The 24,679-nt window shown below is 62.1% G+C and carries 29 protein-coding genes; 16 read left to right on the top strand and 13 right to left on the bottom strand.

Annotation, left to right across the window (positions count from 1 at the left end):
- Positions 1-65 precede the first annotated feature (65 nt).
- The 9 genes from G8767_RS00290 to G8767_RS00330 all read left to right on the top strand — a co-directional run bounded on the left by G8767_RS00290 (position 66) and on the right by G8767_RS00330 (position 10,007).
- Positions 66-764 (top strand): alpha/beta hydrolase, encoded by a 699-nt coding sequence (locus G8767_RS00290; RefSeq protein WP_166809009.1) that lies wholly within the window; start codon positions 66-68, stop codon positions 762-764.
- 46 nt (positions 765-810) lie between these two features.
- On the top strand, positions 811-2,175 hold the full coding sequence (locus tag G8767_RS00295; RefSeq protein WP_166809010.1) for an aminotransferase class I/II-fold pyridoxal phosphate-dependent enzyme: 1,365 nt from the start codon (positions 811-813) through the stop codon (positions 2,173-2,175).
- A 143-nt stretch (positions 2,176-2,318) separates the two neighbouring features.
- Positions 2,319-3,710, top strand: coding sequence for an NtaA/DmoA family FMN-dependent monooxygenase (locus G8767_RS00300; protein ID WP_166809011.1), 1,392 nt, complete (start codon positions 2,319-2,321; stop codon positions 3,708-3,710).
- Positions 3,711-3,751: 41 nt separating this feature from the next.
- Positions 3,752-5,290, top strand: coding sequence for an ABC transporter substrate-binding protein (locus tag G8767_RS00305; protein ID WP_166809012.1), 1,539 nt, complete (start codon positions 3,752-3,754; stop codon positions 5,288-5,290).
- A 45-nt stretch (positions 5,291-5,335) separates the two neighbouring features.
- Complete coding sequence (locus G8767_RS00310; protein WP_166809013.1) at positions 5,336-6,376, top strand: LLM class flavin-dependent oxidoreductase; 1,041 nt, start codon at positions 5,336-5,338, stop codon at positions 6,374-6,376.
- Between the two features lie 28 nt (positions 6,377-6,404).
- A complete protein-coding gene (locus G8767_RS00315; protein ID WP_166809014.1) occupies positions 6,405-7,436 on the top strand; it encodes an ABC transporter permease in 1,032 nt (343 codons plus the stop codon).
- 1 nt (position 7,437) lies between these two features.
- The gene (locus G8767_RS00320; RefSeq protein ID WP_166809015.1) at positions 7,438-8,307 is read left to right on the top strand and encodes an ABC transporter permease; all 870 of its coding nucleotides are present in this window, start codon (positions 7,438-7,440) and stop codon (positions 8,305-8,307) included.
- A 4-nt stretch (positions 8,308-8,311) separates the two neighbouring features.
- A complete protein-coding gene (locus G8767_RS00325) occupies positions 8,312-9,163 on the top strand; it encodes an ABC transporter ATP-binding protein (RefSeq protein ID WP_166809016.1) in 852 nt (283 codons plus the stop codon).
- Entirely contained in the window at positions 9,153-10,007 is an 855-nt protein-coding gene (locus tag G8767_RS00330; protein WP_166809017.1) for an ABC transporter ATP-binding protein, read from the top strand. Before G8767_RS00325 ends, G8767_RS00330 begins: the two co-directional genes overlap by 11 nt.
- Here G8767_RS00330 and G8767_RS00335 read toward each other — a convergent pair.
- Positions 10,004-10,642 carry an LON peptidase substrate-binding domain-containing protein gene (locus tag G8767_RS00335; protein WP_166809018.1) on the bottom strand — a complete coding sequence of 213 codons (639 nt, stop codon included), beginning with the start codon at positions 10,640-10,642 and terminating at the stop codon, positions 10,004-10,006. The genes G8767_RS00330 and G8767_RS00335 overlap by 4 nt on opposite strands.
- Complete coding sequence (locus G8767_RS00340; RefSeq protein ID WP_166809019.1) at positions 10,642-11,118, bottom strand: DUF309 domain-containing protein; 477 nt, start codon at positions 11,116-11,118, stop codon at positions 10,642-10,644. The genes G8767_RS00335 and G8767_RS00340 overlap by 1 nt, the downstream gene beginning before the upstream one ends.
- 139 nt (positions 11,119-11,257) lie before the next feature.
- Here G8767_RS00340 and G8767_RS00345 point away from each other — a divergent pair, with 139 nt between their 5' ends.
- A complete protein-coding gene (locus tag G8767_RS00345; RefSeq protein WP_166809020.1) occupies positions 11,258-11,602 on the top strand; it encodes a YciI family protein in 345 nt (114 codons plus the stop codon).
- 6 nt (positions 11,603-11,608) lie between these two features.
- A complete protein-coding gene (locus G8767_RS00350; RefSeq protein WP_166809021.1) occupies positions 11,609-12,850 on the top strand; it encodes an RNA polymerase sigma factor in 1,242 nt (413 codons plus the stop codon).
- A gap of 8 nt (positions 12,851-12,858) precedes the next feature.
- Here G8767_RS00350 and G8767_RS00355 read toward each other — a convergent pair whose 3' ends face one another.
- The 3 genes from G8767_RS00355 to G8767_RS00365 all read right to left on the bottom strand — a co-directional run bounded on the left by G8767_RS00355 (position 12,859) and on the right by G8767_RS00365 (position 15,547).
- Positions 12,859-14,271 carry an FAD-binding oxidoreductase gene (locus tag G8767_RS00355; RefSeq protein WP_166809022.1) on the bottom strand — a complete coding sequence of 471 codons (1,413 nt, stop codon included), beginning with the start codon at positions 14,269-14,271 and terminating at the stop codon, positions 12,859-12,861.
- 62 nt (positions 14,272-14,333) lie between these two features.
- Positions 14,334-14,912, bottom strand: a complete 579-nt coding sequence (locus tag G8767_RS00360) for a hypothetical protein (protein WP_166809023.1) — start codon at positions 14,910-14,912, stop codon at positions 14,334-14,336.
- Between the two features lie 35 nt (positions 14,913-14,947).
- The gene (locus G8767_RS00365) at positions 14,948-15,547 is read right to left on the bottom strand and encodes a TetR/AcrR family transcriptional regulator (protein WP_054781655.1); all 600 of its coding nucleotides are present in this window, start codon (positions 15,545-15,547) and stop codon (positions 14,948-14,950) included.
- Positions 15,548-15,687: 140 nt separating this feature from the next.
- Here G8767_RS00365 and G8767_RS00370 point away from each other — a divergent pair, with 140 nt between their 5' ends.
- The 3 genes from G8767_RS00370 (at position 15,688) to G8767_RS00380 (ending at position 18,418) form a co-directional block, all read left to right on the top strand.
- Positions 15,688-16,833 carry an acyl-CoA dehydrogenase family protein gene (locus G8767_RS00370; protein WP_007730036.1) on the top strand — a complete coding sequence of 382 codons (1,146 nt, stop codon included), beginning with the start codon at positions 15,688-15,690 and terminating at the stop codon, positions 16,831-16,833.
- A 78-nt stretch (positions 16,834-16,911) separates the two neighbouring features.
- Positions 16,912-17,673 carry an SDR family oxidoreductase gene (locus G8767_RS00375; protein WP_003939707.1) on the top strand — a complete coding sequence of 254 codons (762 nt, stop codon included), beginning with the start codon at positions 16,912-16,914 and terminating at the stop codon, positions 17,671-17,673.
- Between the two features lie 97 nt (positions 17,674-17,770).
- Complete coding sequence (locus tag G8767_RS00380; protein WP_095972109.1) at positions 17,771-18,418, top strand: TetR/AcrR family transcriptional regulator; 648 nt, start codon at positions 17,771-17,773, stop codon at positions 18,416-18,418.
- A gap of 3 nt (positions 18,419-18,421) precedes the next feature.
- On the opposite strand, the gene G8767_RS00385 is transcribed toward G8767_RS00380, so the two are convergent.
- Complete coding sequence (locus G8767_RS00385) at positions 18,422-18,883, bottom strand: SRPBCC family protein (protein ID WP_003940411.1); 462 nt, start codon at positions 18,881-18,883, stop codon at positions 18,422-18,424.
- A gap of 89 nt (positions 18,884-18,972) precedes the next feature.
- Here G8767_RS00385 and G8767_RS00390 point away from each other — a divergent pair, with 89 nt between their 5' ends.
- Positions 18,973-19,599, top strand: a complete 627-nt coding sequence (locus tag G8767_RS00390; RefSeq protein WP_095972127.1) for a TetR/AcrR family transcriptional regulator — start codon at positions 18,973-18,975, stop codon at positions 19,597-19,599.
- Positions 19,600-19,637: 38 nt separating this feature from the next.
- Here G8767_RS00390 and G8767_RS00395 read toward each other — a convergent pair whose 3' ends face one another.
- Entirely contained in the window at positions 19,638-20,216 is a 579-nt protein-coding gene (locus tag G8767_RS00395; RefSeq protein ID WP_166809025.1) for a TetR/AcrR family transcriptional regulator, read from the bottom strand.
- A 34-nt stretch (positions 20,217-20,250) separates the two neighbouring features.
- Here G8767_RS00395 and G8767_RS00400 point away from each other — a divergent pair, with 34 nt between their 5' ends.
- Positions 20,251-21,228: a DMT family transporter gene (locus G8767_RS00400; RefSeq protein ID WP_206028785.1), complete on the top strand. Its 978-nt coding sequence runs from the start codon at positions 20,251-20,253 to the stop codon at positions 21,226-21,228.
- Here G8767_RS00400 and G8767_RS00405 read toward each other — a convergent pair.
- The 6 genes from G8767_RS00405 to G8767_RS00430 all read right to left on the bottom strand — a co-directional run bounded on the left by G8767_RS00405 (position 21,215) and on the right by G8767_RS00430 (position 24,675).
- Complete coding sequence (locus G8767_RS00405) at positions 21,215-22,036, bottom strand: tyrosine-protein phosphatase (RefSeq protein ID WP_235170383.1); 822 nt, start codon at positions 22,034-22,036, stop codon at positions 21,215-21,217. The two genes, G8767_RS00400 and G8767_RS00405, sit on opposite strands and share 14 nt — an antisense overlap.
- 38 nt (positions 22,037-22,074) lie before the next feature.
- On the bottom strand, positions 22,075-22,488 hold the full coding sequence (locus G8767_RS00410) for a phage holin family protein (RefSeq protein ID WP_070385180.1): 414 nt from the start codon (positions 22,486-22,488) through the stop codon (positions 22,075-22,077).
- A 64-nt stretch (positions 22,489-22,552) separates the two neighbouring features.
- Positions 22,553-23,494, bottom strand: coding sequence for a DUF1214 domain-containing protein (locus G8767_RS00415; RefSeq protein WP_166809027.1), 942 nt, complete (start codon positions 23,492-23,494; stop codon positions 22,553-22,555).
- A 65-nt stretch (positions 23,495-23,559) separates the two neighbouring features.
- Positions 23,560-23,868, bottom strand: coding sequence for an SHOCT domain-containing protein (locus tag G8767_RS00420; RefSeq protein WP_166809028.1), 309 nt, complete (start codon positions 23,866-23,868; stop codon positions 23,560-23,562).
- A 1-nt stretch (position 23,869) separates the two neighbouring features.
- Positions 23,870-24,304, bottom strand: coding sequence for a DUF6325 family protein (locus G8767_RS00425; RefSeq protein WP_095973111.1), 435 nt, complete (start codon positions 24,302-24,304; stop codon positions 23,870-23,872).
- A complete protein-coding gene (locus G8767_RS00430; RefSeq protein ID WP_124569165.1) occupies positions 24,301-24,675 on the bottom strand; it encodes a PLD nuclease N-terminal domain-containing protein in 375 nt (124 codons plus the stop codon). Before G8767_RS00430 ends, G8767_RS00425 begins: the two co-directional genes overlap by 4 nt.
- Between the last annotated feature and the right edge of the window lie 4 nt (positions 24,676-24,679).

Below are 24,679 nucleotides of genomic sequence, written 5' to 3' on the forward strand. Positions count from 1 at the left end.
GTTCGAGTGGTCGGCCAGAGTGAAATTGTCAACTCTGTGAACAACCATTCCGAATGAGGTAATCAGTGGAAATCGACTGGCTGAAACCTGAAGCGACAGGTCGAGGTTCCGTGATAGTCGTCGGTGGTCGTGGTGAGCGGGCCGACGTGTACACAAGGTTCGCCCGCCGAATCGCGTTCGACGGTTACCGCGTCGCGGTGGTGGAGAACGACACCGACACGATAAATCGTGCCATCGCTGATGCGCAGGCCGACCTTTCGCTCGCAGTGGTGGGGTCGGACAGCGGTGCCGTGGCGGCTCTCGCCGCTGCCGTTACCCATCCCACTGTGACCGGGGTGGTGGTAGCGGGCCTTCTCGTCTCCGATCACGAAGCATCAGTGCAAGACTGGGACCGCGAGCTCGAGATTCGGTCGGCCTGCCCTGTTCACCGTGGTGTTCTCTCCTCGGCTGATGCTCTCGAACCTGGTTCGCTCACAGACGAAGTTCCGATTGCCACTGCTGAAGTGCTTGCTCAGGTTGATGTCCCGGTTCTGGTCGTCCACGGACAGTCGGACGTCCTGAGCCCTGCACTTGATGTTCTCGAACTGAGCTCGTCTCTGCGTGATGTCCGGGTAGTCGTCGTACGCGACGGTCGACACGACATACTCAACGATGTATCCCACCGATCGGTGGCCGCCGAGATCGTTCAATTCCTCGAGCGTCTCCGCCTGCCCTTTACTCCTGACATCATCCTGCGAGATCCGACTGGGGTTCACGCGGTGTGATCGTCCGTCTGCGCAGTGGAACGGTGCTCTCAACGAAAGGTGATGGATGTCAGCGACATTGGAATCTCAGATTGTCGATCCCGAATGGCTGGTGGAGCGGATCAGTGGCCGGGCCGCGGACCTGGCCGATGCTGTCGGCAAGCTCATCCGGTCAGGTGAGTTGCGCCCTGGAGACCGCCTTCCGACTGTTCGTGAGCTCGCACGGTCGGCGGACTTCAGCGTCGGCGCGATCGTCAATGCCTGGGGCCGGTTGCAAGAACAAGGCTTCGTCCAAACTCGCCGTCGCGGTGGCACTGTCGTTCTCCCGCCGAGAGACACTGTGCCCGAACGCGGAATACCTGATTGGCGTGGTGTAGATCTGGCGCAGAACGCGCCGGATCTCGCGCTGCAGCCATCACTGTCCGAAGCCTTGCTGTCGAGCCTGGATGCGGAGACCTTGAATGTCTTCGGCCGTGAGCTCATGACAGAACGGTTGAGAGATGCTGTTGCGCAGAGCTGGCCGTTCGAACCGGAAGCGTGGGCCACAGCCGGCGGGGGCACCGAGGCGCTGCTGTTGGCAGTCGAGGCGGCAGCCCCGCCCGGAACGATTGTCGCCGTTGACGAGCCGCTGGGACCGGGAGTGCTCGACACGCTTCGCGACCTGGGACTCGAAGCGATCGGGGTAGCCGCAGACTGTCACGGTCCTCGCCCCGACGCTCTCGAGGCGGCCTTGATTGCCGGTGCCACGGCGTTCGTGTTCCAGCCTGGGGCGCCGTTCGCGGTCGACCACGAGGTCAGCAACGAGCGTATCGACGAACTCGCCGAGGTTCTGGCGCGTCATCCGAAAGTCTGGGTAGTCGAGGACGATTCGATAGGACCGCTCGAGCCCGTGCAGCCACCGTCGCTCGGTGGACGACATCCACACCGAGTTGTGCGAATTCGTAGCTACTGCAAGGCGTATGGGATCGACGTGCGGACGTCGGTGCTCGGTGGATCGCGCGAACTCATCGAGCGGGCGATGAAGGTCAGAAGTCACGGAGTCGGGTCGAACAGTCGAATTCTGCAGAACACGCTCGCCCACTTGATCACCAGTGCAGATGCCGAACAGGCGGTGTCGACAGCGCATGAGCGTTACGCGGCCAGGCGCACCGCACTTCTGAAAGCTTTGATCGACCGTGGTATCGAGGCATTCGCAGGACCGCACAGTCTGGTTGTGTGGGTAGGGGTCTCGGATGAAACCGCTTCTCTCGTGGCGTTGGCGCGACAAGGAATTTCGGTGGGCGCGGGTTCACGTTCGTTCGTTCGGGCTCCCGCGCAACAACTTCTGCGTCTGTCGGCTACTCAGTTGCCTGATGACGACGGACTGATCGGGCAGTTGGCAGATGTGGTCGCGGGTGCGGTCGCAGAGTCGTCGAGAGAATACTTCGACTGATCTGGCTTTGTTCAATTATGTTGTGCAACATATGGATTATGTTTTGAACATCGAGAATTTAATACTCTGCACGCGTCTGTTTGCTCCATACACTTCAACTCGACGTACAGAGGCGCATGCCTTTTCGGTGAAGGAGCGGAAACATGACCAGACGGCAATTGAAGTTGGGTGCAGTCCCCACCCCGACAGGTGGACCGGGGCACCCCTACACGTGGCTGGATCCGGAGATTCCCGGGGACGCGAGCGTCGACATCGACTGGTACATCCGCTACGCGCGCCTGGCGGAGGAGGCGAAGTTCGACCTCGTATTCATTGTCGACAGCCAATTCATCACGGCGGACTCACCGCCGCACTACCTCAATCGCCTGGAGCCGCTGACATTGCTGTCTGCGCTTGCCGTGGCGACCGAGCACATCGGACTCGTCGGAACCCTGACCACCTCGTTCAATCAGCCCTTCAATCTGGCGCGCCGACTCGGATCTCTCGATCTGATCAGCCGAGGGCGTGCCGGTTGGAATGTTGTCACCAGCGGAGACAGTGGAACTGCGGGGAACTACGGACTCGACGAGCACTACGACTACGCAACTCGCTACGGACGTGCACTCGAACATGTCGAGGTGGTGAAGGCCCTGTGGGACTCCTTCGAAGACAATGCATTTCCGCGGGACAGGGAATCTCGTCGCTTCTTCGATCCCACCAAGCTGCACACCCTGGATCATCGGGGCGAGTACTTCTCGGTAACGGGCCCCTTGAACCTCGAGCGTTCACGCCAGGGTCAGCCGGTGGTGTTCCAGGCAGGCGATTCCGAGCAGGGGCGTGACCTCGGAGCCCGCATCGGCGACGGAATATTCACTCACGCGCCCAATTTCGAGGCAGGGGTGGCCTTCTATTCCGATATCAAATCCCGCGCCGCGGCGTACGGACGCTCACCCGAGGACATCGTCGTCTTGCCCGGCGTTACTGTCACGGTCGGAGACACCGATGCCGATGCTCGCGAGATAGAACGCGTAACTCAACTCGGGGACAACGACTTCGGGAGATCTCTACGTGAGTTGGGGCGTCCGTTCGGTTGGCACGATTTCGGCCGATACGACCTTGACGCACCCTTCCCTCGTGAGGCCCTGCAATTCGCCGAACGGAGTTTCTACACACAGGCGAAGAAGATCACCGAACTCGCCGTGGATCGTGGACTCACTTTGAGGCAAACTGTTGAACTGCTGAATGCGCCCAAGGTGTCACCGTTCACGGGCAGTGCCGAAACCGTTGCGAACGAACTGCAGCGCTGGCTGGACGGACGTGCCCTCGACGGAATCAACATCCACATCGGTCACCCCGCGCAGTTCCAACGCTTCCTCGACGAGGTGCTGCCGATTCTTCGGGAGCGGGGGATAGTGCGAGAGGAATACGAGCACAACACATTACGTGGAAACCTTGGGCTCCCCTTCGCGGCGAATCGCCACACGCTTGCCGAGCGTGAAGGAATTCGCCCTGCCCCACTGCCTGGCACCTCGGCGTCGCTCTCCACGAGTATCTGAACAACCCACTCTTGCCGGACCTTTAAGAAGAAAGAACACCGATGAAATTCTCTCGCCGTCTCACGGCACTCGTGGGACTCGCCACGGCCTCGATGCTGGTGCTGGCCGGCTGCTCATCGGCTGGCGGATCCACGTCCGGCGATGCTGTCGTCAAGTGGGGGCAGTCCGGGGTAGCTCCCGGAAACTGGGATCCGATTGTCACCGGTGCAACCGGAGCGACTGTCAACCTGACCCCGATTTACGAACCGCTTCTCACTCAAGACGAGGACGGCAAGCCCGCTCCCGCGCTCGCGGAGAGCTGGGAATACAACGCGGAGGGCACGGCAGTCACGTTCCAGCTTCGTCCCGGGTTGACCTTTCAGGACGACAGTCCGCTCGACGCCGACGCGGTGGCCTACTACATCAATCGAGCGATCACGCAGAAGAACTCCGCACTCGCCGGTTCGTACAGCAACATCAAGGACGTCGTGGTCGACGACGAACTCCACTTCACGGTCAATCTGAAGAGCGTCGACTATCAGATTCCCTACCTTTTCAGCATCCGTGCGGGTCTCATCACGAGTAAGGCTGCCGCCGAGAAGGACGTCGACGCACTCAACACTCGAAATCCGGTCGGAGCCGGCCCGTTCAAGGTCGTAGAACTGGTACCCGAGTCGCACGTGACCTTGGAGAAGTTCCAGAACTACTGGGATGCCGACAACATCCACATCGATCGGATCGAGATCCACTTCGGTAACGACGCTGCGAGTCTCGTCTCGGCAGTACAGACTGGGGTCTACAACTTCGTCACAGTCGACGTCACGCAGATCCAGGCCGCTCGCGCTGCCAATCTCGATCTGGTCCAGGACATCACGAAGAACTGGGCAGTTCAATTTCTGAGCGTCAATCGAAACATTGCACCGTTCGACGATCCCCGCGTCGTCGAAGCATTCCGTCTGGCAGTCAACTCGCAGGAGTTCGTCGACAAGGTCACTCTCGGTGAGGGTGAAGTCGCTAATCAACTTGTCCCCAAGGGGCATCCGCTCTTTGCCGATGCGATCGAGGGTGTGTACAAGTTCGACCCGGCGCGGGCTAAAACTCTTCTCGCCGAGGCCGGTCACCCAGACGGCCTGGAAGTGACTCTGGACGCGTCACCCTATTCCGCTGATTCCCAGTCGGAGGTGATTCAGTCACAGCTGGCCGCAATCGGAGTGAAGGTCACCATCAACAAGAATCCGAACTGGTCGAAGGGTTACTTCGGGAAGACCCAGGCGTTCTCCACCTACGGCTACGTCGGCCGGAATTCGCAGGCACAGACGCTCACCGAGCACTACGACGTCGGTGGGGTGCTCAACTTGAGTTCGCCCTATTCGTCCCCCGAATTCCAGGGGGCACTCGCGAAGTTGCGGGCGACGCCGATCGATGCACCGGAATACCCGTCCGTCGCTCGTGCGGCGTCCACTGCCGGATTCCTGAACGGTTCGAGTATCCCGCTCTTCGCGCAGCCGGTCACCTGGGCGAAGTCCTCGGACGTGTCCTCGGATTTCCAGAACCGTGAGGGATTCCTCAACTGGCGCGGCATCACGGTCGGTTCCAAGTAGTCGATCCGTCGTACGGCATTCATCTCTTTCAGTGAAGGACACACCATGACAACGACGACAGCACTTCCCGGGCTCGCGCTCTTCGAGGTGCCGCCCGTCACCGACAATGCAGGTGCCGGGTACGCCGTACTCCTCGACAATGCCGTACGAGCGGAATCTCTTGGCTACGAAACGTATTGGTTGGCGGAGGGTAGGTTTTCGAATATCGGGCTGCCCTCCGCACTGACCCTTCTCGCGGTGCTGTCGGAGCGAACAGATCGGCTGCGCCTCGGTACCGCCGTCATTCCGCTGGCCTTCGATCACCCTCAACGCCTCGCGGAGACGGCGGCAGTGGTCAACACGTTGAGTGGTGATCGCCTCGAGCTGGGGGTAGGGAAAGGGAATGGAGGTGGATTTTCGGCGGCGGCGTACGACGCGTTCGGCCTCGACGAGAACCGGCGCGAAGAACTCTATGCGGACGCCCTCGCCCGACTGCGAGGTGCATTCGGAGTCCAGCGCGTAGTGGAGGGAAAGACCTTCGGTTTCTACCCGCCGGCGGGAAACCTTCCGCAGCGTCTGTGGCAAGCGACGTCGAAGCTGGATACCGCGGTTTCCATCGGCAGGGCAGGCGACGCATTGCAGCTTCATCGCTTTGCTTCCGGCGGCCCGACAGGCACAGTGCAGAAGGATCTCGTCGACGCGTATTCGAGTGAACTGCCCGCCGATCGCGGGCCGCGAATCGGGGTGTCTCGATCGGTTCTTCCCGCGGAGAGCAAGAAGGATGCCGTGCGACTGTTCACCGAGCACATCGAACGTGATCCGGGAGCGACACCGTGGATTACTCGTGGATCTTCACCCGCCGAGATCTTGCGTGATTTCTACATCCTGCACGGGACGCCCGACGAGATCGCCGCGGAACTACTGGAAGATGCCGCGGTGTCGGCGTCGACCGACTACCTCTTCAGTGTGCCGCTTGCCTTGGGCGACAAGCACTACCGGGAAAGTCTCGCAGTGATAGCAGACGAGATCTACCCGACGCTGTCCGCTGTGCGTCCGAACGCGTCGTCGCGAAACTCGTTGTCCACATTACCGATACCTGTCGGCTGACCCTCGGACCGGGTAGAGAGGAAGAGCAATGGTCATCGATCTGCATTCAGTGGTCACCCCGAGCGCTGTATCGCCGCGCGCTCCGTTCCGACGGCCGTCGGTGGCAAAGCGCGTCGCCGTGACGATTCTCCGGTCAGTCGGCATCTTCGTGCCCGTCTTCGTGATCGCAACCTTCATCACGTTCTCGTTGCGGGAGATCAGCGGCTTGTCACCGGCCTACCTCCAGGCAGGCGACAACGCCACACCAGAACTAGTGGCCCAGATCGAGAGTGAATGGGGCCTGGATCGTCCATTCCTTCTGCAGTATATCGATTGGTTGGGGTCGGTGCTCCGCGGCGACCTCGGGGAGAGTTGGTACAACGGATTCCCTATCTCCGAACTACTCTTCGACCGAGCGCTGATCAGTCTGTCGATCGCAGGACTCGCATTGCTCATCGGTGTGACTGTCGGGCTTCTCCTGGGGGTGCTTGCAGCATCTCGTCCGACCTCGCTACTCGACCGTGCAGTCACGGCGTTCTCCACGCTCATCTCCACGATGCCGCCGTTCATCGTCGGTGTTCTGCTCGTATCGATCTTTGCGGTAGGTCTCGGTTGGTTCCCCGCGGCGGGTTATGCGCCTGTTGCACAGGGGATCGGTCCGTGGCTCTGGTACGCAACACTTCCCGCGCTCGCATTGAGCCTCGACACCGTTGCGGAGGTCGCCCGCCAGACGCGAGTGGGTCTCGTCGACGTCTATCGCCAGAACTACATAGTCGGGGCGCAGGTGCGCGGACTCGGCACGCGGCGAATCTTTTTCGTGCATGCATTGCGGAACGGGATCGGCCCGACCGTCGCTCTTCTCGGCCTCAAGTTCCCGGCGCTCCTCGGTGGGGCGGTTGTCACCGAGACAATCTTCGGTATCTCCGGCTACGGACGGTTTGCGGCCGACTCGGCCGAGCGCGGCGATGTCCCGGCAGTCCAAGGGGTGCTTGTGATCTCGATTGTGATCGTTGTGGCATTCAATCTAGTTGTGAACATCATCCTCAACCGCATCATCCCCGCCGCGACGAGAGGTCTCTAGAATGTTCCGCAATATCTGGGCGATCCGCAGTGGCCGCCTCGCCATCCTCATTATCGGTATCGCCGTTCTGCTTGTGGCCCTCGGTCCACTCCTCGCGCCCTACGACCCGCTCGAGGGATCCGAACTCGTTCTCTCCGGGCCCTCTTTCCAACACCCTCTCGGCACCGATTACCTCGGCCGAGACAGCCTGAGCCGATTGTTGGCGGGCGCACCGCTCAGCATCGCGAGCGCGGTCCAAGTAGGTGTGATCGGGCTTGTCGTCGGTGCTGTTCCCGGGGTGCTCTCGGTGTACTCGGGGCGCTTCTTCGAGTGGGTGACGCTCAGACTGATCGACACCCTCATCGCGTTGCCCTTTCTCGTTTTCGCAGTAGCGGTAACTGCGCTGCTCGGCAATGCGCTCACGCAAGCGATGATCGTCGTCGGTGTGCTCACCGCGCCGGCGTTTTATCGCGTTGCCCGCGCATCGACCCTTGCTGTGGCCAACTCGCCGTACGTCGAGGCAGCTCAACTCGCCGGGGCCGACGTCTCCTGGATCGTGCGTAAGCATGTGACGGGCAAGGTGTTTCCACCTCTCGCGATCACATTGGCGAGCACGCTCGGCGTCGGGCTCATTGCCGTTGCGGCGCTGAGCTTTCTGGGAATCGGAGTTCAGCCTCCCGCGCCGACGTGGGGTGGAATGCTTGCCTCCGATTTGAAGTACCTGACCTTCCGTCCGTTTGCCCCGCTCATTCCGTCGATCCCGATCATCGTGCTCGTCTGGGCATTCAACCTGCTTGCCGACCTCATTCGTGACGTGAGTGGTGAGTCGGGTCGGCGACTGGTCGCGCGGTCACGTCGTCGACGGGGCCTTACATCGAAGCAAGGAGTATGAACCGATGTCGTTACTGCTGACTACGGAAACCGCACCGGAAACGGTTCTGCGCGTGACTGATCTGCGGATTGTCAACGAGGTCGACGAGGTTGTTCTCGTGGACGGTGTCGATTTCGAGCTTCGGCGCGGCCAAGTCCTCGGCATCGTCGGTGAATCGGGGAGCGGGAAGTCGATCAGTCTCCGGGCGGTACTCGGTCTTCTTCCCGCCGGTCTGGCGATCGCCGGGGGGACGATCGAACTTTTCGGCGACGACACGTCCCGTTTCACGAATGTCGACTGGAATCATGTTCGGGGTTCCGGGATTACGGCGGTTTTCCAGGATCCTGGCTCGTATCTGAATCCGTCGATCCCGGTCGGGAAGCAGGTTGCCGAAGTGCTGCGCGTCAAACGCGGGCTCGGGCGCCGTGCGGCAAAGGCACAAGCGTTGACCTTGCTCGACGAAGTCCGGATACACGATCCCGAGCTTGTGTTCCGGCAGTACCCGCATGAACTCTCCGGAGGGATGCTTCAACGAGTACTCCTCGCGATCGCCGTATCGCTGGAGCCACGCATTTTGATTGCCGATGAGGCGACGACAGCACTCGATGTCACGGTGCAGGCCGAGGTACTCGACCTGATCGTCGATCTGACCGAGCGTCACGGGCTTTCGCTGATCGTCGTCTCCCACGATCTTGCTGTTGTCGCACAGGTGGCCGACGCCGTCGTGGTGTTTCGTGACGGCGTCATCGTCGAACGCGGATCAACTGCGCAGGTACTGCACGATCCGCAGCACGAGTACACCCGACTGCTCGTCTCGGAACACGAGCTTTACGGTCTCGACCGCTTCACGAGAGAGGTTGCTGCACATGTCTCTTGACCAGAATCCCCTGCTCGACGTCAGGAACCTCGACGTCTCCTACGGCCGTGGCGCGAAGCGCCGTCAGATCCTCGACGGCGTCAGCTTCCGAATCGCTCCCGGTGAGGCGCTCGGCCTGATCGGCGAGACGGGCTCCGGTAAGTCGACTGTCGCGCGCGCGATACTCGGACTCGTCGAGACCGACGGAGGAGAGATCCTCGTCGAGGATCACGATCTGACGACGTTGTCGCGCACTCAGTGGCGCGAGTTTCGCCGAGAGGGCATCGTGCAGTATGTCTTTCAAGACCCGCTGCGCAGTCTCGATCCAGAGCGCACCATCGCGCAGTCGCTTGCCGAGCCTCTCGAAATTGCCGGCGCACTCGGTCGTGACGTGATTCGTGAGCGGGTTGCGGCTTCTCTGGCGACAGTTGCTCTCGACGCCGACATTCTTCCTCGATTTCCCGGTGAGATTTCAGGTGGTCAGCGTCAGCGAGTCGCGGTCGCGCGTGCGCTCATCACCAACCCTCGGCTCATCATTCTCGACGAACCGGTGAGCGCCCTCGACTCGGCGAACCGCGTCAATGTCATCGAGATCCTCGCGGCGCTGCGTGATTCCGGTGCAACATTGCTCTTCATCTCTCACGACCTCGGCTCAGTTGCCGGCGTAACGGATCGACTCATCGTGCTGTATCGAGGTCAGGTCGTGGAAGAGGGACCGACCGCTGAAGTTCTGCGACGGCCAGAGCATCCGTACAGCCGACTTCTTGTCGGTTCCGCTCCGACGCTGCGACGCGGAGCGGTCGACCGTGCGGAGCGAGAGGAACTGCGCCGGCTACTCACCGAGCACGACGTCTCTTCTCTTTAGAGCAGATTGAACTGCGCTACCTCGATGGTGTTCTCGACTGCCTCCGAGAGTGTGCGGATACGTTCGTCGGCGCCTGGCGCGGTCAGTACAGCCAGACGATCGGCGTCACCCATCGGAATACTTCGTGCCAGGGCGTACAGCCGAGAACCCAACGGATCCAAGGGATCAGGTGGGACGGGCATTCGCGGGGTCTGTTCGCCGGCTCGTAGTGCGAGCTTTCCCAACATGCCGTACATGAACTCGATGCGCTCGAGCAAAGAGTCGTATTCGTAAGCGGTGACGGGTGTTCCGTTGTTCTCGTCCGGCCACAGTTCGACCTCGGCAAGCGGGTAGGGATCGTCCGGCAGCCAGCGATTGACTCGGATGCGGTCCTCGGTCCGGCAGTACAGCTGATACCGTCCGGCACCCATGGCGACATGAGACTCGATCCGAGCCAGAGTGCCGACGTCGTGGCGTGATTCGCCGCCGCCGACCTCGTGGCCACGCGCGATGAGCACTACCCCGAACAGTGGGCCGTCGGCAGCTTCGAGAACGTTCTCGACCAGCGCGCGGTACCGAGGCTCGAAGATGTTCAGCGGCAACACCTCGCCCGGTAGCAATGCGGAGCCGAGCGGAAACATGGGGAAGATGGGCATCAGGGGATTCTCAACCTCGGAATCGGAGGGGCGGGGAAATCGCCGGGGCGATCGATTTCGGCGAGCAGGTGTTCGGACCACGTCAGTAGACCGGGGATGTCGAGGCCGTGCGGGCTTTCCACTTCGTAGTGCCTGATGCGGTCGTGACCCTGGCCGAGGAGTGAGACGGCGCCGGTGTTGTTGCCCCGAAGCAGATGGGTGAGCCCGACGGCCAGCTGAGCCAGTCCCTGCCACAGGTCACGTTCCTCGGGCGGCGCGCTTTTCCACGTTCCTTCGAGAATCTCGTGTGCGTGAAAAGGCATGCCGTGGTCGAGGAGGCGCTGAGCCTCGGTGATGGACTCGTCTGGTGGCAGGCGTACATCGTCCGGAATGCGCGGAACGCCGCCCGGCGCGTCGCGTGGCAGTGGACGGCCGAGTCCGTCGCGGGGCCGCGAATTGAGGGGTTTCCCAGCGGCGTCCCGGTCGCGTTCGGTCATACACTCAGCCTAACGGCAGCACCTCGGACGAACCCGCCAAAAGTTTTTTCGAGTCGCCTGTCGATTCTGGGGAGAACCGTTCGTCGTCATGTTGTAAGGCAAGAAGGCCGGAAGAAAACAACAGACCAAGGAGTCAGTCATGAAATACATGTTGCTCATCTACACCGCCCCCGGCGGAGACACCGAACCCCAGTGCACGTTCGAGGACTGGCAGCAATACGACAAGGAAATGAAAGATGCCGGCATCTGGGTGTCCGGCGATGCCCTCGCCGACCTGACCACCACAACGACGGTTCGGATCTCGCAGTCCGGAGAAAAGACCGTCACCGACGGACCCTTCGCAGAAACCCGTGAGATCCTCGGCGGCTACGACGTCATCGACGTTCCCGATCTGGACGCAGCGCTCGCGTGGGCCGCGCGGTGCCCCGGCGCGCGCGACGGTGGCAGCGTCGAGGTGCGTCCGCTGGCCGGGTTCGGGGACTGATTCGCCGTGGACGAGCAGGCCGAGAACTCCATCGAGTCAGTGTTCCGGGAGGAACGTGGACGGCTCTTGGCCTCGCTCGTCCGCCGTTTCGGTGACCTCGATCTGGCCGAGGAAGTCACGTCCGAAGCCGTCGAAGCCGCGTTGGTGCACTGGCCCGTGGACGGAGTTCCGGAAAAACCCGGTGCCTGGCTGCTGACCACGGCGCGTCGTAAAGCCGTCGACAGGCTTCGTCGTGATCAGGCCTACGCGGCGCGATTGGCCGTGATGCAGGTGGACGCCGACCGTGCCGACCCGGCGCCTCCCGTCGTCGAGGGGGAACTTCCCGACGAGCGGTTGCAGCTGTTCTTCACCTGCTCGCACCCGGCGCTCGCCGAGGACGACCGAATCGCACTCACCTTGCGTTGCCTCGGCGGGTTGACGACGCCCGAAGTAGCTCGGGCCTTCCTCGTGCCCTCGGCGACGATGGCGCAGCGGATCGTGCGTGCGAAGAAGAAGATCCGTCAGGCTCGGATTCCCTTCCGAACTCCCAGCGCCGAAGAACTCCCGGAACGTCTGCCTGGTGTTCTGCAGGTGATCTATTCGGTGTTCACCGAGGGGTACGCAGCGAGTTCGGGTCCAGATCTGCAACGCGTCGACTTAGCAGTAGAGGCGATCAGGCTGGCGAGGATCTTGCGCGCTTTGCTTCCCGAGGAGCGCGAGATCGCCGGGTTGCTCGCGTTGATGCTTCTCGTCCATGCGCGCCGGGATGCCCGTACCGACGCCGGTGGCGCGATCGTGCTCCTCGAAGATCAGGATCGCGGGTGCTGGGATACGCCGATGATCGAGGAAGGAAGCGACCTGGTCGTGGTCGCGTTGACCGGGGGAGCGCCGGGGCCGTACGGGGTCCAGGCGGCTATCGCCGCATTGCACGACGAGGCCGCCGATGTGCAGAGCACCGATTGGCCGCAGATCTGCGCGCTCTACGGAGTGCTCCTCACGTTGACGCCTTCGCCTGTCGTCGCAGTCAACAGGGCAGTGGCGCTGGCGATGCGCGACGGCGAGGAGGTTGGGCTGGCAGCGTTGGAAGAACTGGCAGCGGAGCCCAAACTTGCCGACTACCACCCGTATCACCTGGCGCGCGCCGAACTGCTCGCGAGGTTGGGGCGTGCCGACGCGGCAGCATCTGCGTATCGGCAAGCTCTGAAACTCGTTGGTACGGAACCGGAGAGGGCCTACCTGGAGCGTCGGTTGGGTGAGATCTCTGACTGATCGGCGCCTCAGATCAATTCGAGTCTTCGGGCCATGTCGGACACGAAAACACCTGTCGGATCGATATTTCTGCGCATCTGGATCCACTCGTCGATTCGCGGATACATCGAGTGGAAGTTCGCCGCGGTAGTCCGAGAGTCCTTGGCGGTGTAGAGGCGACCGCCGAATTCGAGTACCCGTTTGTCGAGGGAAGCGACGAACTCACCCAGTCCGGGCTTGATCGGGAAGTCGAAGGCCACGTTCCACCCGGACATCGGAAAGCTCAGTGGCGCTGCGTTTCCTTCGCCGAAAAGTTTGAAGACGTTGAGCGCTGAGTAGTGTCCCGAACGCTGGATATCGCGGATGATGCTCTTGAATTCGTCCACCGCGTCGACGGGTACTACGAACTGGTATTGCAGGAATCCCTTGGATCCGTAGGCGCGGTTCCACTCACCGATGAGGTCGAGCGGATGGTAGAACTGCGTCAGATTTTGGACCTTTCCGACGTAGTTGCCGCCGGTGCGGTAGTAGAACTCGCCGATCGCAGAGGCCGAAAGCTTGTTCATCAAGCCGTTGGGAAAAACATCCGGTGTCGTGAACAGTTGTGGTGCATCGAATTTCAACGGATTCTTCTGCAATTTCAGCGGAAGCTGATCGACGGTCGCCAACGAACCACGCGTGATCGAGGCCCGGCCGAGCTTCGGCGGCGCACTGACTGCATCGAACCAGGCGCTCGAATACGTGTAGTCGGCTTCGCTGCCGTCGCTGTGAAAAGCGACGGTTTCATCAAGACTCGCGGTCAGAGCGCCATCGTTGACGAAATACGCCGTCTCGGTCGGCGTCATCTCGAGGGTGACGCGCAGGATGATCCCGGTCAGTCCGATTCCGCCGACGGTAGCCCAGAAGAGCTCGGATGTCGGGCCATGCGGTTCCAAGGTTCGGATACTGCCGTCGGCAGTGAGCAGATCCATCGAGCGGACATGATTTCCGAAGCTGCCTTCGGTGTGGTGGTTCTTGCCGTGGATATCGCAGGCGATCGCTCCGCCGATGGTTACCTGGCGTGTTCCGGGGAGAACCGGGACCCAGAGGCCGAATGGTAGTGCCGCCCGCATCAGCTGGTCGAGGGAAACTCCGGCGTCCATCTCCACCAGTCGGGTCTCGGCATCGATCTTGTGAATTCGACGGAAGGCAGTCATGTCGATGACCAAGCCGCCGGTGTTCTGCGCGTTGTCTCCGTAAGACCGCCCCAGACCGCGGGCGATGACTCCGCGTCGGAGGTGCATGGGCTTGTCGGCATTGTCGTCTGCGACGCGGGCGACGGCCTTAGCGATCGCCTCTACATCAGGGGCCGAAACGACGTGCGAGGTCGTTCGGGCTGTGCGACCCCAACCGCCGAGGACGGTGGACGCAGTGGTTGGTAGATCGGTGGAGTTGTCGGGCACGAAATCCGAGGGTACCTGTTTGCGGACCAACTGGTCTGAAACCGATGGCTGTGCCGGTTCGGCTATCGCGGGAGGTCGAAATCGAAGTACAGGGTCTCGGACCAGTAACCGAGGCCGAGTTCGCGTAGCGGTTCCTCGACGCTCTCCTGAGTCGGCGTGAACAGCCGCTCCCAGAATCGCGGCTTGACGGGTGCGAGCGTGGCCAGAGCCGCCTCCATCTCCGCATCAATGTTCGCCAGACCGGCCATCAGGGCCGTGCCCTGTTCGGCGAACGGTTCGTCGTCCATGTCGAAGATCTCGCCGCACTCGAGGACGAAGTAGTGGTCGGGTTCGGTGTGGCTGCGCAGGAAACGCAGCGCATCGCCGGCCATCGTGCCGAGTTCGGGGTGATCGATGCGGCCGAGGAAGTCTTCGAGCCGGGCGATACCAGGACCACAGGGCGCGGTGACCGCGATCAGGTCGGGGGTGTCGTCCCAGATGATCGACTGGCGGGCGAGCGGATTCACGGACACAAGGATCCGGGGGACCAGCGGTAGCGCGTACGACCACTCCGAGATTCCTTTGAGTCCGCGGGTGCGAGCGGCAGCCGGATTCTCATGCGGGGCAACAGGGGTCGAGTAGAGATAGGTGCGGTTGGCCACTGGCCGAGTCCTTTCTGCGGTCGGCGTCACCTGATTCAGGCGGCGCCCACCATCCTCAATGCCAGGTCTCCGTACAGTTTTCCGATGTCTTCCGGATTCGTGTAGTTGCCGGCCGGGAACCAGCGGCACACGTCGACGCACAGGGACATCAAGGCGAGGGTGACGCCTTCGGCATCGGGGATCGTGAAATCGCCCGACTGCACGCCGGCATCGACAACCTCCCGGACCACCCGCGTCGTGCTGCGGCGAAGCGCGACGACGGTTCGGTAGTGCTCTGGTGTGAGGGCGGTGAGTTCGTACTGGACAACGCGAGCGAGTGAATGGTGCCCCGCCTGCCAACTGGCAAACGTGCTGATCAGTTCCTGCAAGCGAACGGACGGTTCTTCACCCGGTCGGTCGGCGCCCTCGACCACCTTCAACGCTTCGGTGTGGCCTTCGTAGCTGATCGCGAAAAGCAACTCTTCTTTCGAGCGGTAGTGCGGGTACATGGCGGCCGGACTCATGTCGAGGCGCGCAGCGATGTCACGGGTGGTGGTGCCGCCGTAGCCCGCGGAGGCAAAAGCGTCCACGGCTGCCGCGCGGATACGGGCCGCAGCTTTGGAGGGGCTGATCACCACGTCAGGTGAGTCGCTCACGGTTTCCTCCAGGTGTGACGGATTTCGATGTTGACAATATCCCGCTCTCGATTCACTATAAGCAGGTGCTTAGATTCTAAGCGAATGCTTAGGAACATCGTTACGTGTGGCATTGCCACGCCGAAAGGAAGCAACTCGTCATGCGTCGCACTCTGTACGGACCCGATCACGAGGCATTTCGCGAATCTGCCCGCGAATTCGTCAACCGGAACATCCTTCCGGTCGCAGAGAAGCTGATCGACCAGCGCTTCATCGATCGTGAAATCTGGCTCGAAGCGGGACGTAACGGTTTCCTCGGGCTCGAAGTTCCGGAGGCGTACGGCGGAAGCGAAGCCGGCGACTACCGCTTCAACGCGGTTCTGGCAGAAGAGCTCTCGCGCGCCAGTGCAGCTGTTGCCTCGAGCTTCGGTATCCACGCGGACGTCGTAGCTCCCTACCTCGTTCAGCTCACCACCGAAGAGCAGAAGCAGCGTTGGCTGCCCAAGTTCTGCACCGGTGAGATGCTGACGGCCATCGGCATGACCGAGCCTTCCGGTGGATCCGACCTCGCCTCGCTCAAGACCACCGCGGTCAAGGACGGCGACGACTGGATCATCAACGGCTCCAAGACCTTCATCACCAACGGCTACAACGCCGATCTCGTGATCGTGGCGGCACGGACCAGCCCCGAGAAGAAGTCCAAGGGCATCACGCTCTTTGCCGTCGAAACCGGCATGGAAGGCTTCGAGCGCGGACGCAAGCTCGACAAGGTCGGCCAGCACGAGTCCGATACCGCCGAACTGTTCTTCGAGAACGTTCGCGTGCCGTCCACCAACATTATCGGTGAGATCGACCGCGGCTTCATCCACATGATGGAAATGCTGCCGCAGGAGCGCGTCGGCGCTGCGGTGTCCAACATCGCGCACGCTGCTCCGATCCTCGAAGAGACGCTGCAATATGCCAAGGACCGCAAGGCTTTCGGTCAGCCGATCGGCTCGCTGCAGTGGAACAAATTCCTTCTCGCGGATCTCGTGACCCGTATCGAGGTCACTCAGGCCTACGTCGACAACTGCGTCGCGGCACACGCTGCCGGCGAGCTGACCGCCATCGACGCCGCCAAGGCTAAGTGGTGGACCGCGCAGGTGCAGAACGAGGTCCTCGATCACTGCGTTCAGTTGCACGGCGGCTACGGCTTCATGACCGAGTACCGCGCCGCTCGCGCGTGGATGGACGCCCGCGTCACCAAGATCTGGGCTGGATCCAACGAGATCATGAAGGAACTCATCGGCCGCGATCTCGGCCTGTAATTTCGCAACTGCAGTCGATACGTCACTGCCGTCCATACGTCACTTCCCGAACCCGACGACACAGGAGCATCACCGCGCATGTCTGTTCTCGACAAGTTCTCTCTGACCGATCGAGTGGTCATCGTGACCGGTGCGTCGTCGGGCCTCGGGGTGGCGTTTGCGAAAGCCGCAGCAGAGGCCGGTGCGGACGTCGTCCTCGCAGCTCGCCGCGTCGACAAGCTCGAAGACACCGCCAAGCTGGTGCGTGACGCAGGCCGCGAAGCGCTGTGCGTGGCCACCGACATCGTCGATCCGGCTCAGGCTCAGAACATGGTCGACGCCGCGATGGAGAAGTTCGGCCGCGTGGACGTGCTGGTCAACAACGCCGGCGTCGGAACTGCCGTTCCGGCGACCCGCGAGACCCCGGACCAGTTCCGCGCCGTCATCGACATCAACCTCAATGGGTCCTACTGGGCAGCGCAGGCCTGCGGCCGCGTCATGCTCCCGGGCAGCTCCATCGTCAACATCTCGAGCATTCTCGGATTGACGACCGCCGGACTCCCGCAGGCCGCCTATGCGGCGAGCAAGGCAGGCGTCGTCGGATTGACCCGCGACCTCGCACAGCAGTGGGGGACACGCAAGGGCATCCGCGTCAACGCGATCGCGCCAGGCTTCTTCAAGTCGGAAATGACCGACCAATACAACGACGGCTACTTGGATGCGATGGCTCCACGCCTGATCCTCGGCCGCATGGGTGACCCGGAAGAGCTCGCGGCCACCATGGTGTGGCTCGCATCCGAGGCAGGCGGATACGTCACGGGACAGACCATCGCCGTCGACGGAGGAATCACCATCACCTGACGCCGATGCCGAGAAGTCGCCGGCTTTGCCGTATAAGTAGCTGGTGACCTCTCGCGCCGAACCTCAGGAGAACTGGGAAGACCGTCCGCCACCATCCATGGCTGCGACGGAGCTTCTGCGTGACCTGCCGGTGACCGCCCGCGGCGTCCGTACCAGGGCTTCTCTGGTTGCAGCGGCTCGAACTGTGTTCGAGCGCGCCGGGTATCTCGACGCCCGTCTCACGGACATCACCAAGGAAGCGAACTGCTCCACCGGCACCTTCTACACGTACTTCGACAACAAAGAGCAGATCTTCGCCGCAGTTCTCGACGTTGCGCAGGAAGACATGTTGCACCCCGGCATGGGGCGGGTCCGCGATGTCGACAATCCGTATGCGGTCCTCGAATCGAGCAACCGTGCCTATCTGACGGCATTTCGCCGTAACGCCAAGCTGATGGGTCTGCTAGAACAGGTATCGCACATCGATCCGGCTTTCGCGAAACTGCGTCGGGACCGAGCCGAGACCTTCATTTCGCGTAATGCCCGAGCCATCGAACGCTTGCAAGCGGCAGGCAAGGCAGACAGCTCGTTGGATCCGCTGCTGGCTTCCCGAGCATTGTCGGCGATGGTGAGCCGTCTTGCCTACAGTTCGTTCGTCTCGGAAGAACCTGGCGCCGACGGCAACCCTGTCCCGTTCGAGGACGTCGTCAAGACGGCTACCCAAGTGTGGGCCAACGCCCTGGGCCTCGAAGGCGACCGCGGGTAGTTTTCAGCCTTCGCCGCGGGCCGCGAACTGCTCCTCGAGGCTGTGGCGCAATGTCTCCTCGCTGTTCTTGACAGCGTTTTCGACGAACGGCCCGATCAATCGGCCGAGTGCTTTTCCGGCAATGCCGCCGGGGAGTTTGTAGGCGAAGTCGACGGAAAGCTCGGTCTTGGAATCGTCGATCGCGGCGAATTCCCAGGTGGACGAGTTGGATACACCGCCGAGCGAAGACAGCTTGATGATCCGATTCTTCTCCCACTCGGTGACCTCGAGCTTGGAGCGCAACGTGCTGGGCCCGATCTGCATGGCCGCGTCGAACGTGGCGCCGAGCCCCTGATCGAACTCTCCGAACGGGGTGAACTCGGAAACACCGAACATCCACGTCGGGACATTGCGGTAGTTGTCGATGTAGTCGAAGGCGACATCAACCGGCACGGCAGCAACCGCGGTGTGGCGAACATGGATCATGACTGGTCCCTGTCTTTCGGTGAACACCGACTCTAACCAATGGCTCCGACGTGTTCGGCGGCGGCGCAAGAGCGATCTACGGTATCGGTATGACGAACGAGCTTCCGGTACGCGGGTCCTGGCGCGATTACGAAGACCTGGGATTGCCGAAACCGCTCGCCGCGGCGCTGGAGGCCTTCGTAGAGCAGGGTTATCACGGAACGTCGATCCGTGACGTGGCGTCGCGGTCCGGGCTGTCGGTGCCTGGGCTGTACCACCACTATCCGTCCAAGCAGGCTCTGCTGATCGGTCTGGCGACCGTCGTGATGACGGAGTTGTTGGAGCGAAGCCGCGCCGCCGAACTCGATGCCGGCGACGACCCCTCGGACCGTTTCGACGCGGTGATCGAATCTCTGTTGCGGTTCCACATGTTTCGACGCGAGCAGTCGTTCGTCGCCTCCTCCGAGATCCGCAGCATGGAGCCCGACAGTCGGGCGAGCTACATCGCGCAGCGCGACGAACAGCAGAAACAGGTGGACCGGATCGTCCTCGACGGCGTCGCTTCGGGAGTGTTCGAGGCCGACCATCCCGAGGATGCCAGCCGCGCCGTTGTGACAATGTGCGTCGCCGTGGCGGTGTGGTACCGACCGGACGGTGAGTTGTCTCCGGAGGAGTTGGTGGAGAGGTATTTGGAGATAGCGCGGCGCATGGTGGGGGCGAAGCGGGTTGGGGAGTGACTGTGGGGACTGAGAATTGGCTGATGCAACTCCGCGAATCAGTCTGAGTTCTTCAGCAATTCGAGCGCCGCGTCCCGGCCGGCCCCGAAGGGGTCGGTGCCGATACCGATCCCGTCTGCGACGAGGGCACCTTCGTGAAGCAGCATGATTGCCTCGACGAGACGTTCGTCGGCTTGCCCGTCCGTCGCCAGAATGCGCCGAAAGACGTCCAACATTTCCTGCTTCTGTTCGGCGATGACAGCGAATACCTGATGTGAGCGATCACTGAACTCAGCGTGAGCGTTGATCATGCTGCACCCCTTGCCTCCGCTCGCCCTCGACCAGGAGGCGGAAGCATCGAACACCGCACTCAACTGTTCGGCGCGGCTGTGTCCGGCTGATGCCAACTTCTTGTCGCGAAAGTTCCGCCACCGCCGATCTCGATCCTTCAGATATTCCACGACGAGACCGTCTTTCGAGCCGAACCGCTCGTACAAAGTCTTCTTCGTGACCCCGGCGTCCAGTGCGACGGTATCCACACCGACGGCGTGAATTCCCTTTTCGTAGAACAACTTCGACGCCGAATCCAGGATGCGACGTGCTTTCGGAGTCAATTCGGGTACGGATTCCTCTGCCATGGACAAAAGTATACCGATCTGTATAGTCGAATCCATGAGTAAACAGATCGGTATACCTCGGATTCTGACCTCGAGATCTGCCGTGACGGCCACCTTGTCGATCCTGTTCGTCGCGTGCTGGAGTTCAGGGTTCATCGGGGCCAAACTCGGCGCCGGCAGTGCCGAGGTACCCACGCTGCTGATGTGGCGTTTTCTCCCGCTCGCGGTGGTGCTCGTCCCGATTGTCTGGCTCTCCGCGCGGCGCCGGAACACGATGCCGACACCGCGAGCGCTCGGCAGGCAGGTAGTGATCGGGATGCTCTCCCAGAGCGGTTACCTGTTGTCTGTGTACTGGGCAGTCGATCTCGGCGTGAACACCGGGACAACTGCGCTGATCGACGGTATTCAGCCGCTGGTGGCAGCCGCGCTGCTCGGTCCGGTCCTCGGCGTCGCAGTCCCGCGGATGCAGTGGGTCGGGTTGGTGATAGGACTTGGCGGCGTCGCGATGGTCACGGCAGCGGACGCCGGAGCCGGTACATCGGCGCCGTGGTGGGCCTACGCGATTCCGTTCCTGGGGATGGTGAGCCTGGTTGCATCCACCTTCGTCCAGCAACGCGCTCCCACGTCCATGCCACCACTGCAGGCCTTGGCCATCCACTGCTCAACCAGCGCAATAGTTTTCACGACTCTTGCGTTCGCTTCGGGTGCTGCCGCACCGCCGAGTGTCAACACATTCTGGATCGCATTGCTCTGGTTGATCGTGTTGTCCACCTTCGGCGGTTACGGCCTGTACTGGTTGTTGCTGCGTCGCATCGGCATCACGTCCGTCAACACCTTGATGTTCTTGATCGCTCCGGTCACCGCGGTTTGGGGCGCACTGATGTTCGGAGAATCCTTCACTCCGTTCACCGCGCTCGGATTGGCGGTGGGCATCCTCGCCGTCATCGTGGTCACCCGCGTGGACAATCGCCCGAAGAAGCAGGACGAGGGCACGGATTCCTGCCCAGCCAGAGCTTCGATCACGTCGCGCTGACGAGGCCCGATCTTGATATGAACCGCTCGCGGAGCGTGGTGAGTTGCTCTGCGGTGAGCTTGAGTCCGTTGAGTGCGTAGTCCTCGATTGTGCCGAAGTGCGTGCGCATTTCGTCCAGCGCGGCGTCGAAGTAGCTGTCACGGACTCCGAGGAGGGGCCGGAGCAGTTCTCCGTCAACGCCTTTGCTCGCGGCGAAGTCGAGGATCGGTTCCGTCATGGGCGCCAGATCAGTGTTCGTCTCCAGATAGTCGGCGCGTACATCGGCTTCGTCGGCGCCGAGGAGGAGCAGGAAAGAAGTTGCGGCCCATCCGGTTCGATCCTTGCCGGTGGTGCAGTGGAAAAGTGCTGCCCCGGCGCGTTTTTCGTCGATGAGGTCGAGGTAGAACGTGCGATAGGCGTCGAGTGCGGACGGCAGGCTGACGAAGTTGCGGTTGGCTTCCTCCATCTGCGCGATCCCACGGCCACCGCTGACACTCTCGGCGTACGCGGCCGGGTCCGTCATGAGTAGTCCTGTGGCCGCGGCGTTGTGGGCATTGTCGGCGAGAACGTCGAGCCAGACTGTCCGCGTGGAGTCAGGGAGATTGTCGAGTGCGCCGTCGCGCTCAGCTGCGGTCCTCAGGTCGTACACAGTCCGAACGTCCAGGCGGGCGACCGCGGCAACGTCGTCGCCGTCGAGTTTTGCCAGCGTCGCCGAACGATAGAGCGCGCCGGCGCGGACGGTGCCGTCTGCAACGGGAATGCCACCGAGGTCCCGGAAGTTCGGAGCGGTCTTCAGGAGAACGCGACGATCGAGCGGGTGAGTTGGCATGGCTGACTCCTCGTGGGTTCCGTTTCTGCACTGATCATTCATGCCTTCTGCACACTGCGCACGAGCTTTTCGGCATTACGTCTCTTGATCCACTTGTCGATGACGAGAGCCATGAAGATCCACCCTCCCAACGCCGTGATCACCCACACGATGATCGGGGCGAGGATCCAGGACCCGACGCCGCTGATCGCAATGCCGTCGGGGACCAGGGTCGCAACCCAGAGCGCGAGCAGTGTGGCGACCAAGCCGACACCACCCGCGAGTGGAGCCGCATAGTGCAGTGCCACGCTGAGCACGAACGGGCCGAGAATCATGTGGGCGAGGGTGAATACACCGATAGCGGCCAAGAAACCGTTGACGCTCAGGCTGACCCCGGGTAAAGCGAAATGAACGACGATCAGCGCGATCGCGCCGAGTACGCATTGCGAAACGAGCTGAAACAGCAGACGCATGGCTTGTACCTCCGTGGGCGGGTCGAATCACCCGAGAGTGGTGTGTGCGTGGGGAAACGCTTCGTCAGAGCGCTTCGGGACGAGGAGCCGTCCAGGAGCCGTCGAGCACGGAGGGGTGGGGGCGGTACAGGCGCAGCACGTAGTTCCAGCCCGGCATGATGGGCAGTGCGTTCGCGACGCCGTCGAGGTGAACACCGAAGCGGATAGTCGTGCTGCCGTCGGCATCGAGGGCGGCGGTGAGGCTGTTGATGCTGTTCACACCCAGGGCGTTCTCTTCGAAGTATCCCGCTGCGTTGTACAGCGAGACCGACCAGAACGCATCCACGGGAACGTCGGTTAGGCGGAGACGGTATTCCCCGACCGGGAGACCTTCGTCGAAGTTGACGTAGGTGGCCTCGTACTCGGGAAGGCCACCCCATCCGGAGGCGGTACCGAGCAGGTGCCTGATGGGGTCGACTTCCGCAGCGGTGCCGAATGAATGGTCGTAGGTGGTGATGCCACGCGCGAGTGCGAGGAGCGCGTCGCGGGTCTCGGTCTGCGACTGCTCGTCGTAGCCGGGCATCGGGAACTCACCGGTTCCGCCGCCGTCGATGGTGAGGGCGTCCTGCAACCGGTTCACCTCGGTGACGTCTTCGGGACTGTTCGGATCGACGAGGATGCGCACGATCAGCGCGGCGTAGTCGGTCCCAACCAATTCGCGCGTGAGCAGGTGCTCTCCCGGATCGCGCAAGATGACGGGACCGTAGTGATCTTGACTGACCACCCACACGGAGATGTAGCGCTTGCCGGTATCGGGCACCGTGATCGTGACGTTCTCGCGCACGTCGATGATCGCGCTGCTGTACAAGGTGTCGCGGTTCTGGCGGATGATCGGCTGGTTGTCGAGTGACCCGAGATCACGAGTGTGGTTCCACGTGCCCAGGCCGACGCCCGCGGCCAGGCGAGCGAACATGAGGTCGGATTCTGCCCGATTGAAGTTCAGGACGTTGACTGCGATCGCGGACATAACTGGTTCCATTCGGTGTCGGGTACGGCACGGGAGCGGGGATCCCTCGCTCCATCGGGGGTGAATCAGCCGAGCAGTCGTGCTTTCGCTGCTTCGAACTCTGATTCGCTCAGTAGGCCCTGCGATTTGAGGTCGCCGAGTTTCTGCAACTCCGCGACGAGATCGACCGAGGCTGTGGGTGTGGGTACGGGAATCGGGAGTACGGCCTGCTGCTGCGCAAACTCGTACTGTGCGTGCTCGTATTCGGCCTGGGCTCTCCGTTGCCGGCGAGTGGCCATGCCGTCGCTGACGGCGGTCGCGGTACCGGTCACGACCGCGGTACGGGCGGCGAGGCCCAACAGTCCGGGGCGTCCTCGTCTCGGGATGTACGGCATGTCAGACCTCCAATTTCGGGATGATCGTGTCCATGAGGGCGTTGACGACGGGTGCGGGTATCCGCTCGTAGCCCAGCAGCACCGCGCCGGACTCGGCGGTCCGGGCGGCGAGTTCGCGCTGATAGACCAGCTCGAGAGCGACCAGCAGCGCTGACGCGCCGGCGGGGATTGCCGCCGCGAGTTCGGTGATGTCGTCGTGCCCGAGCAGACCGGACGCGCCGAGCATCTCGACGCTGATCTCGAAGCCGTTCGGTAGTTCCTCGACCTCGACGAGGGTGAGTTCACCGTCCTCGGCCTTGGCGATGAGGATCAGATCGAGCAGTCGCACCAGGCCGGTATCCGTGAGGTCGGTGAGCGCGGAGAGCGCGGCGGGATCGAGGCCGGCTCCCGGCAGGCCGAGAAGATAGAAGTCGACAGGTCCGAAGCGGGCACTCACGACAGGACCTTCAGTTTCAGTGCGGCGAACTCGTCCTCGTTGATCGCTCCGGCTTCGAGCAACGCTGCGGCTGTGGCGATCTCCTCGCTGGGGCTCTTTCCTGCGACCTCGCGGATATACGATTCGGCAGCGTTCTCGGCGTCACGTGCGGCCTTGTTGCTGCGTTCCGTCATCCCTTCGCCGCGGGCGACGAGGTAGACGAGCGCGGTGAGGATGGGCAGGAAGAGCAGGAAAAATATCCAGACAGCTTTCAACCAGCCGCTCAGCTTGTGGTCGCGGAACAGGTCGGCGATGATCGCGAACAGCGCGAAGAGATATCCGATGAAGACGGTCGCCCACAGCATCCAGCCGAGGCTTTCCCAGAAACTCATGTGT

The sequence above is a fragment of the Rhodococcus sp. IC4_135 genome (assembly GCF_011602025.1).
Taxonomy (GTDB): Bacteria; Actinomycetota; Actinomycetes; order Mycobacteriales; family Mycobacteriaceae; genus Rhodococcus_F; species Rhodococcus_F baikonurensis.

Bases quoted from the DNA above. Each gene is read 5' to 3' on its own strand.
- G8767_RS00295 (WP_166809010.1), top strand. From the start codon at position 811: ATGTCAGCGACATTGGAATCTCAGATTGTCGATCCCGAATGGCTGGTG.
- G8767_RS00300 (WP_166809011.1), top strand. From the start codon at position 2,319: ATGACCAGACGGCAATTGAAGTTGGGTGCAGTCCCCACCCCGACAGGT.
- G8767_RS00305 (WP_166809012.1), top strand. From the start codon at position 3,752: ATGAAATTCTCTCGCCGTCTCACGGCACTCGTGGGACTCGCCACGGCC.
- G8767_RS00310 (WP_166809013.1), top strand. From the start codon at position 5,336: ATGACAACGACGACAGCACTTCCCGGGCTCGCGCTCTTCGAGGTGCCG.
- G8767_RS00315 (WP_166809014.1), top strand. From the start codon at position 6,405: ATGGTCATCGATCTGCATTCAGTGGTCACCCCGAGCGCTGTATCGCCG.
- G8767_RS00320 (WP_166809015.1), top strand. From the start codon at position 7,438: ATGTTCCGCAATATCTGGGCGATCCGCAGTGGCCGCCTCGCCATCCTC.
- G8767_RS00325 (WP_166809016.1), top strand. From the start codon at position 8,312: ATGTCGTTACTGCTGACTACGGAAACCGCACCGGAAACGGTTCTGCGC.
- G8767_RS00330 (WP_166809017.1), top strand. From the start codon at position 9,153: ATGTCTCTTGACCAGAATCCCCTGCTCGACGTCAGGAACCTCGACGTC.
- G8767_RS00335 (WP_166809018.1), bottom strand. From the start codon at position 10,642: ATGCCCATCTTCCCCATGTTTCCGCTCGGCTCCGCATTGCTACCGGGC.
- G8767_RS00340 (WP_166809019.1), bottom strand. From the start codon at position 11,118: ATGACCGAACGCGACCGGGACGCCGCTGGGAAACCCCTCAATTCGCGG.
- G8767_RS00345 (WP_166809020.1), top strand. From the start codon at position 11,258: ATGAAATACATGTTGCTCATCTACACCGCCCCCGGCGGAGACACCGAA.
- G8767_RS00370 (WP_007730036.1), top strand. From the start codon at position 15,688: ATGCGTCGCACTCTGTACGGACCCGATCACGAGGCATTTCGCGAATCT.
- G8767_RS00375 (WP_003939707.1), top strand. From the start codon at position 16,912: ATGTCTGTTCTCGACAAGTTCTCTCTGACCGATCGAGTGGTCATCGTG.
- G8767_RS00380 (WP_095972109.1), top strand. From the start codon at position 17,771: ATGGCTGCGACGGAGCTTCTGCGTGACCTGCCGGTGACCGCCCGCGGC.
- G8767_RS00385 (WP_003940411.1), bottom strand. From the start codon at position 18,883: ATGATCCATGTTCGCCACACCGCGGTTGCTGCCGTGCCGGTTGATGTC.
- G8767_RS00390 (WP_095972127.1), top strand. From the start codon at position 18,973: ATGACGAACGAGCTTCCGGTACGCGGGTCCTGGCGCGATTACGAAGAC.
- G8767_RS00395 (WP_166809025.1), bottom strand. From the start codon at position 20,216: ATGGCAGAGGAATCCGTACCCGAATTGACTCCGAAAGCACGTCGCATC.
- G8767_RS00400 (WP_206028785.1), top strand. From the start codon at position 20,251: ATGAGTAAACAGATCGGTATACCTCGGATTCTGACCTCGAGATCTGCC.
- G8767_RS00405 (WP_235170383.1), bottom strand. From the start codon at position 22,036: ATGCCAACTCACCCGCTCGATCGTCGCGTTCTCCTGAAGACCGCTCCG.
- G8767_RS00410 (WP_070385180.1), bottom strand. From the start codon at position 22,488: ATGCGTCTGCTGTTTCAGCTCGTTTCGCAATGCGTACTCGGCGCGATC.
- G8767_RS00415 (WP_166809027.1), bottom strand. From the start codon at position 23,494: ATGTCCGCGATCGCAGTCAACGTCCTGAACTTCAATCGGGCAGAATCC.
- G8767_RS00420 (WP_166809028.1), bottom strand. From the start codon at position 23,868: ATGCCGTACATCCCGAGACGAGGACGCCCCGGACTGTTGGGCCTCGCC.
- G8767_RS00430 (WP_124569165.1), bottom strand. From the start codon at position 24,675: ATGAGTTTCTGGGAAAGCCTCGGCTGGATGCTGTGGGCGACCGTCTTC.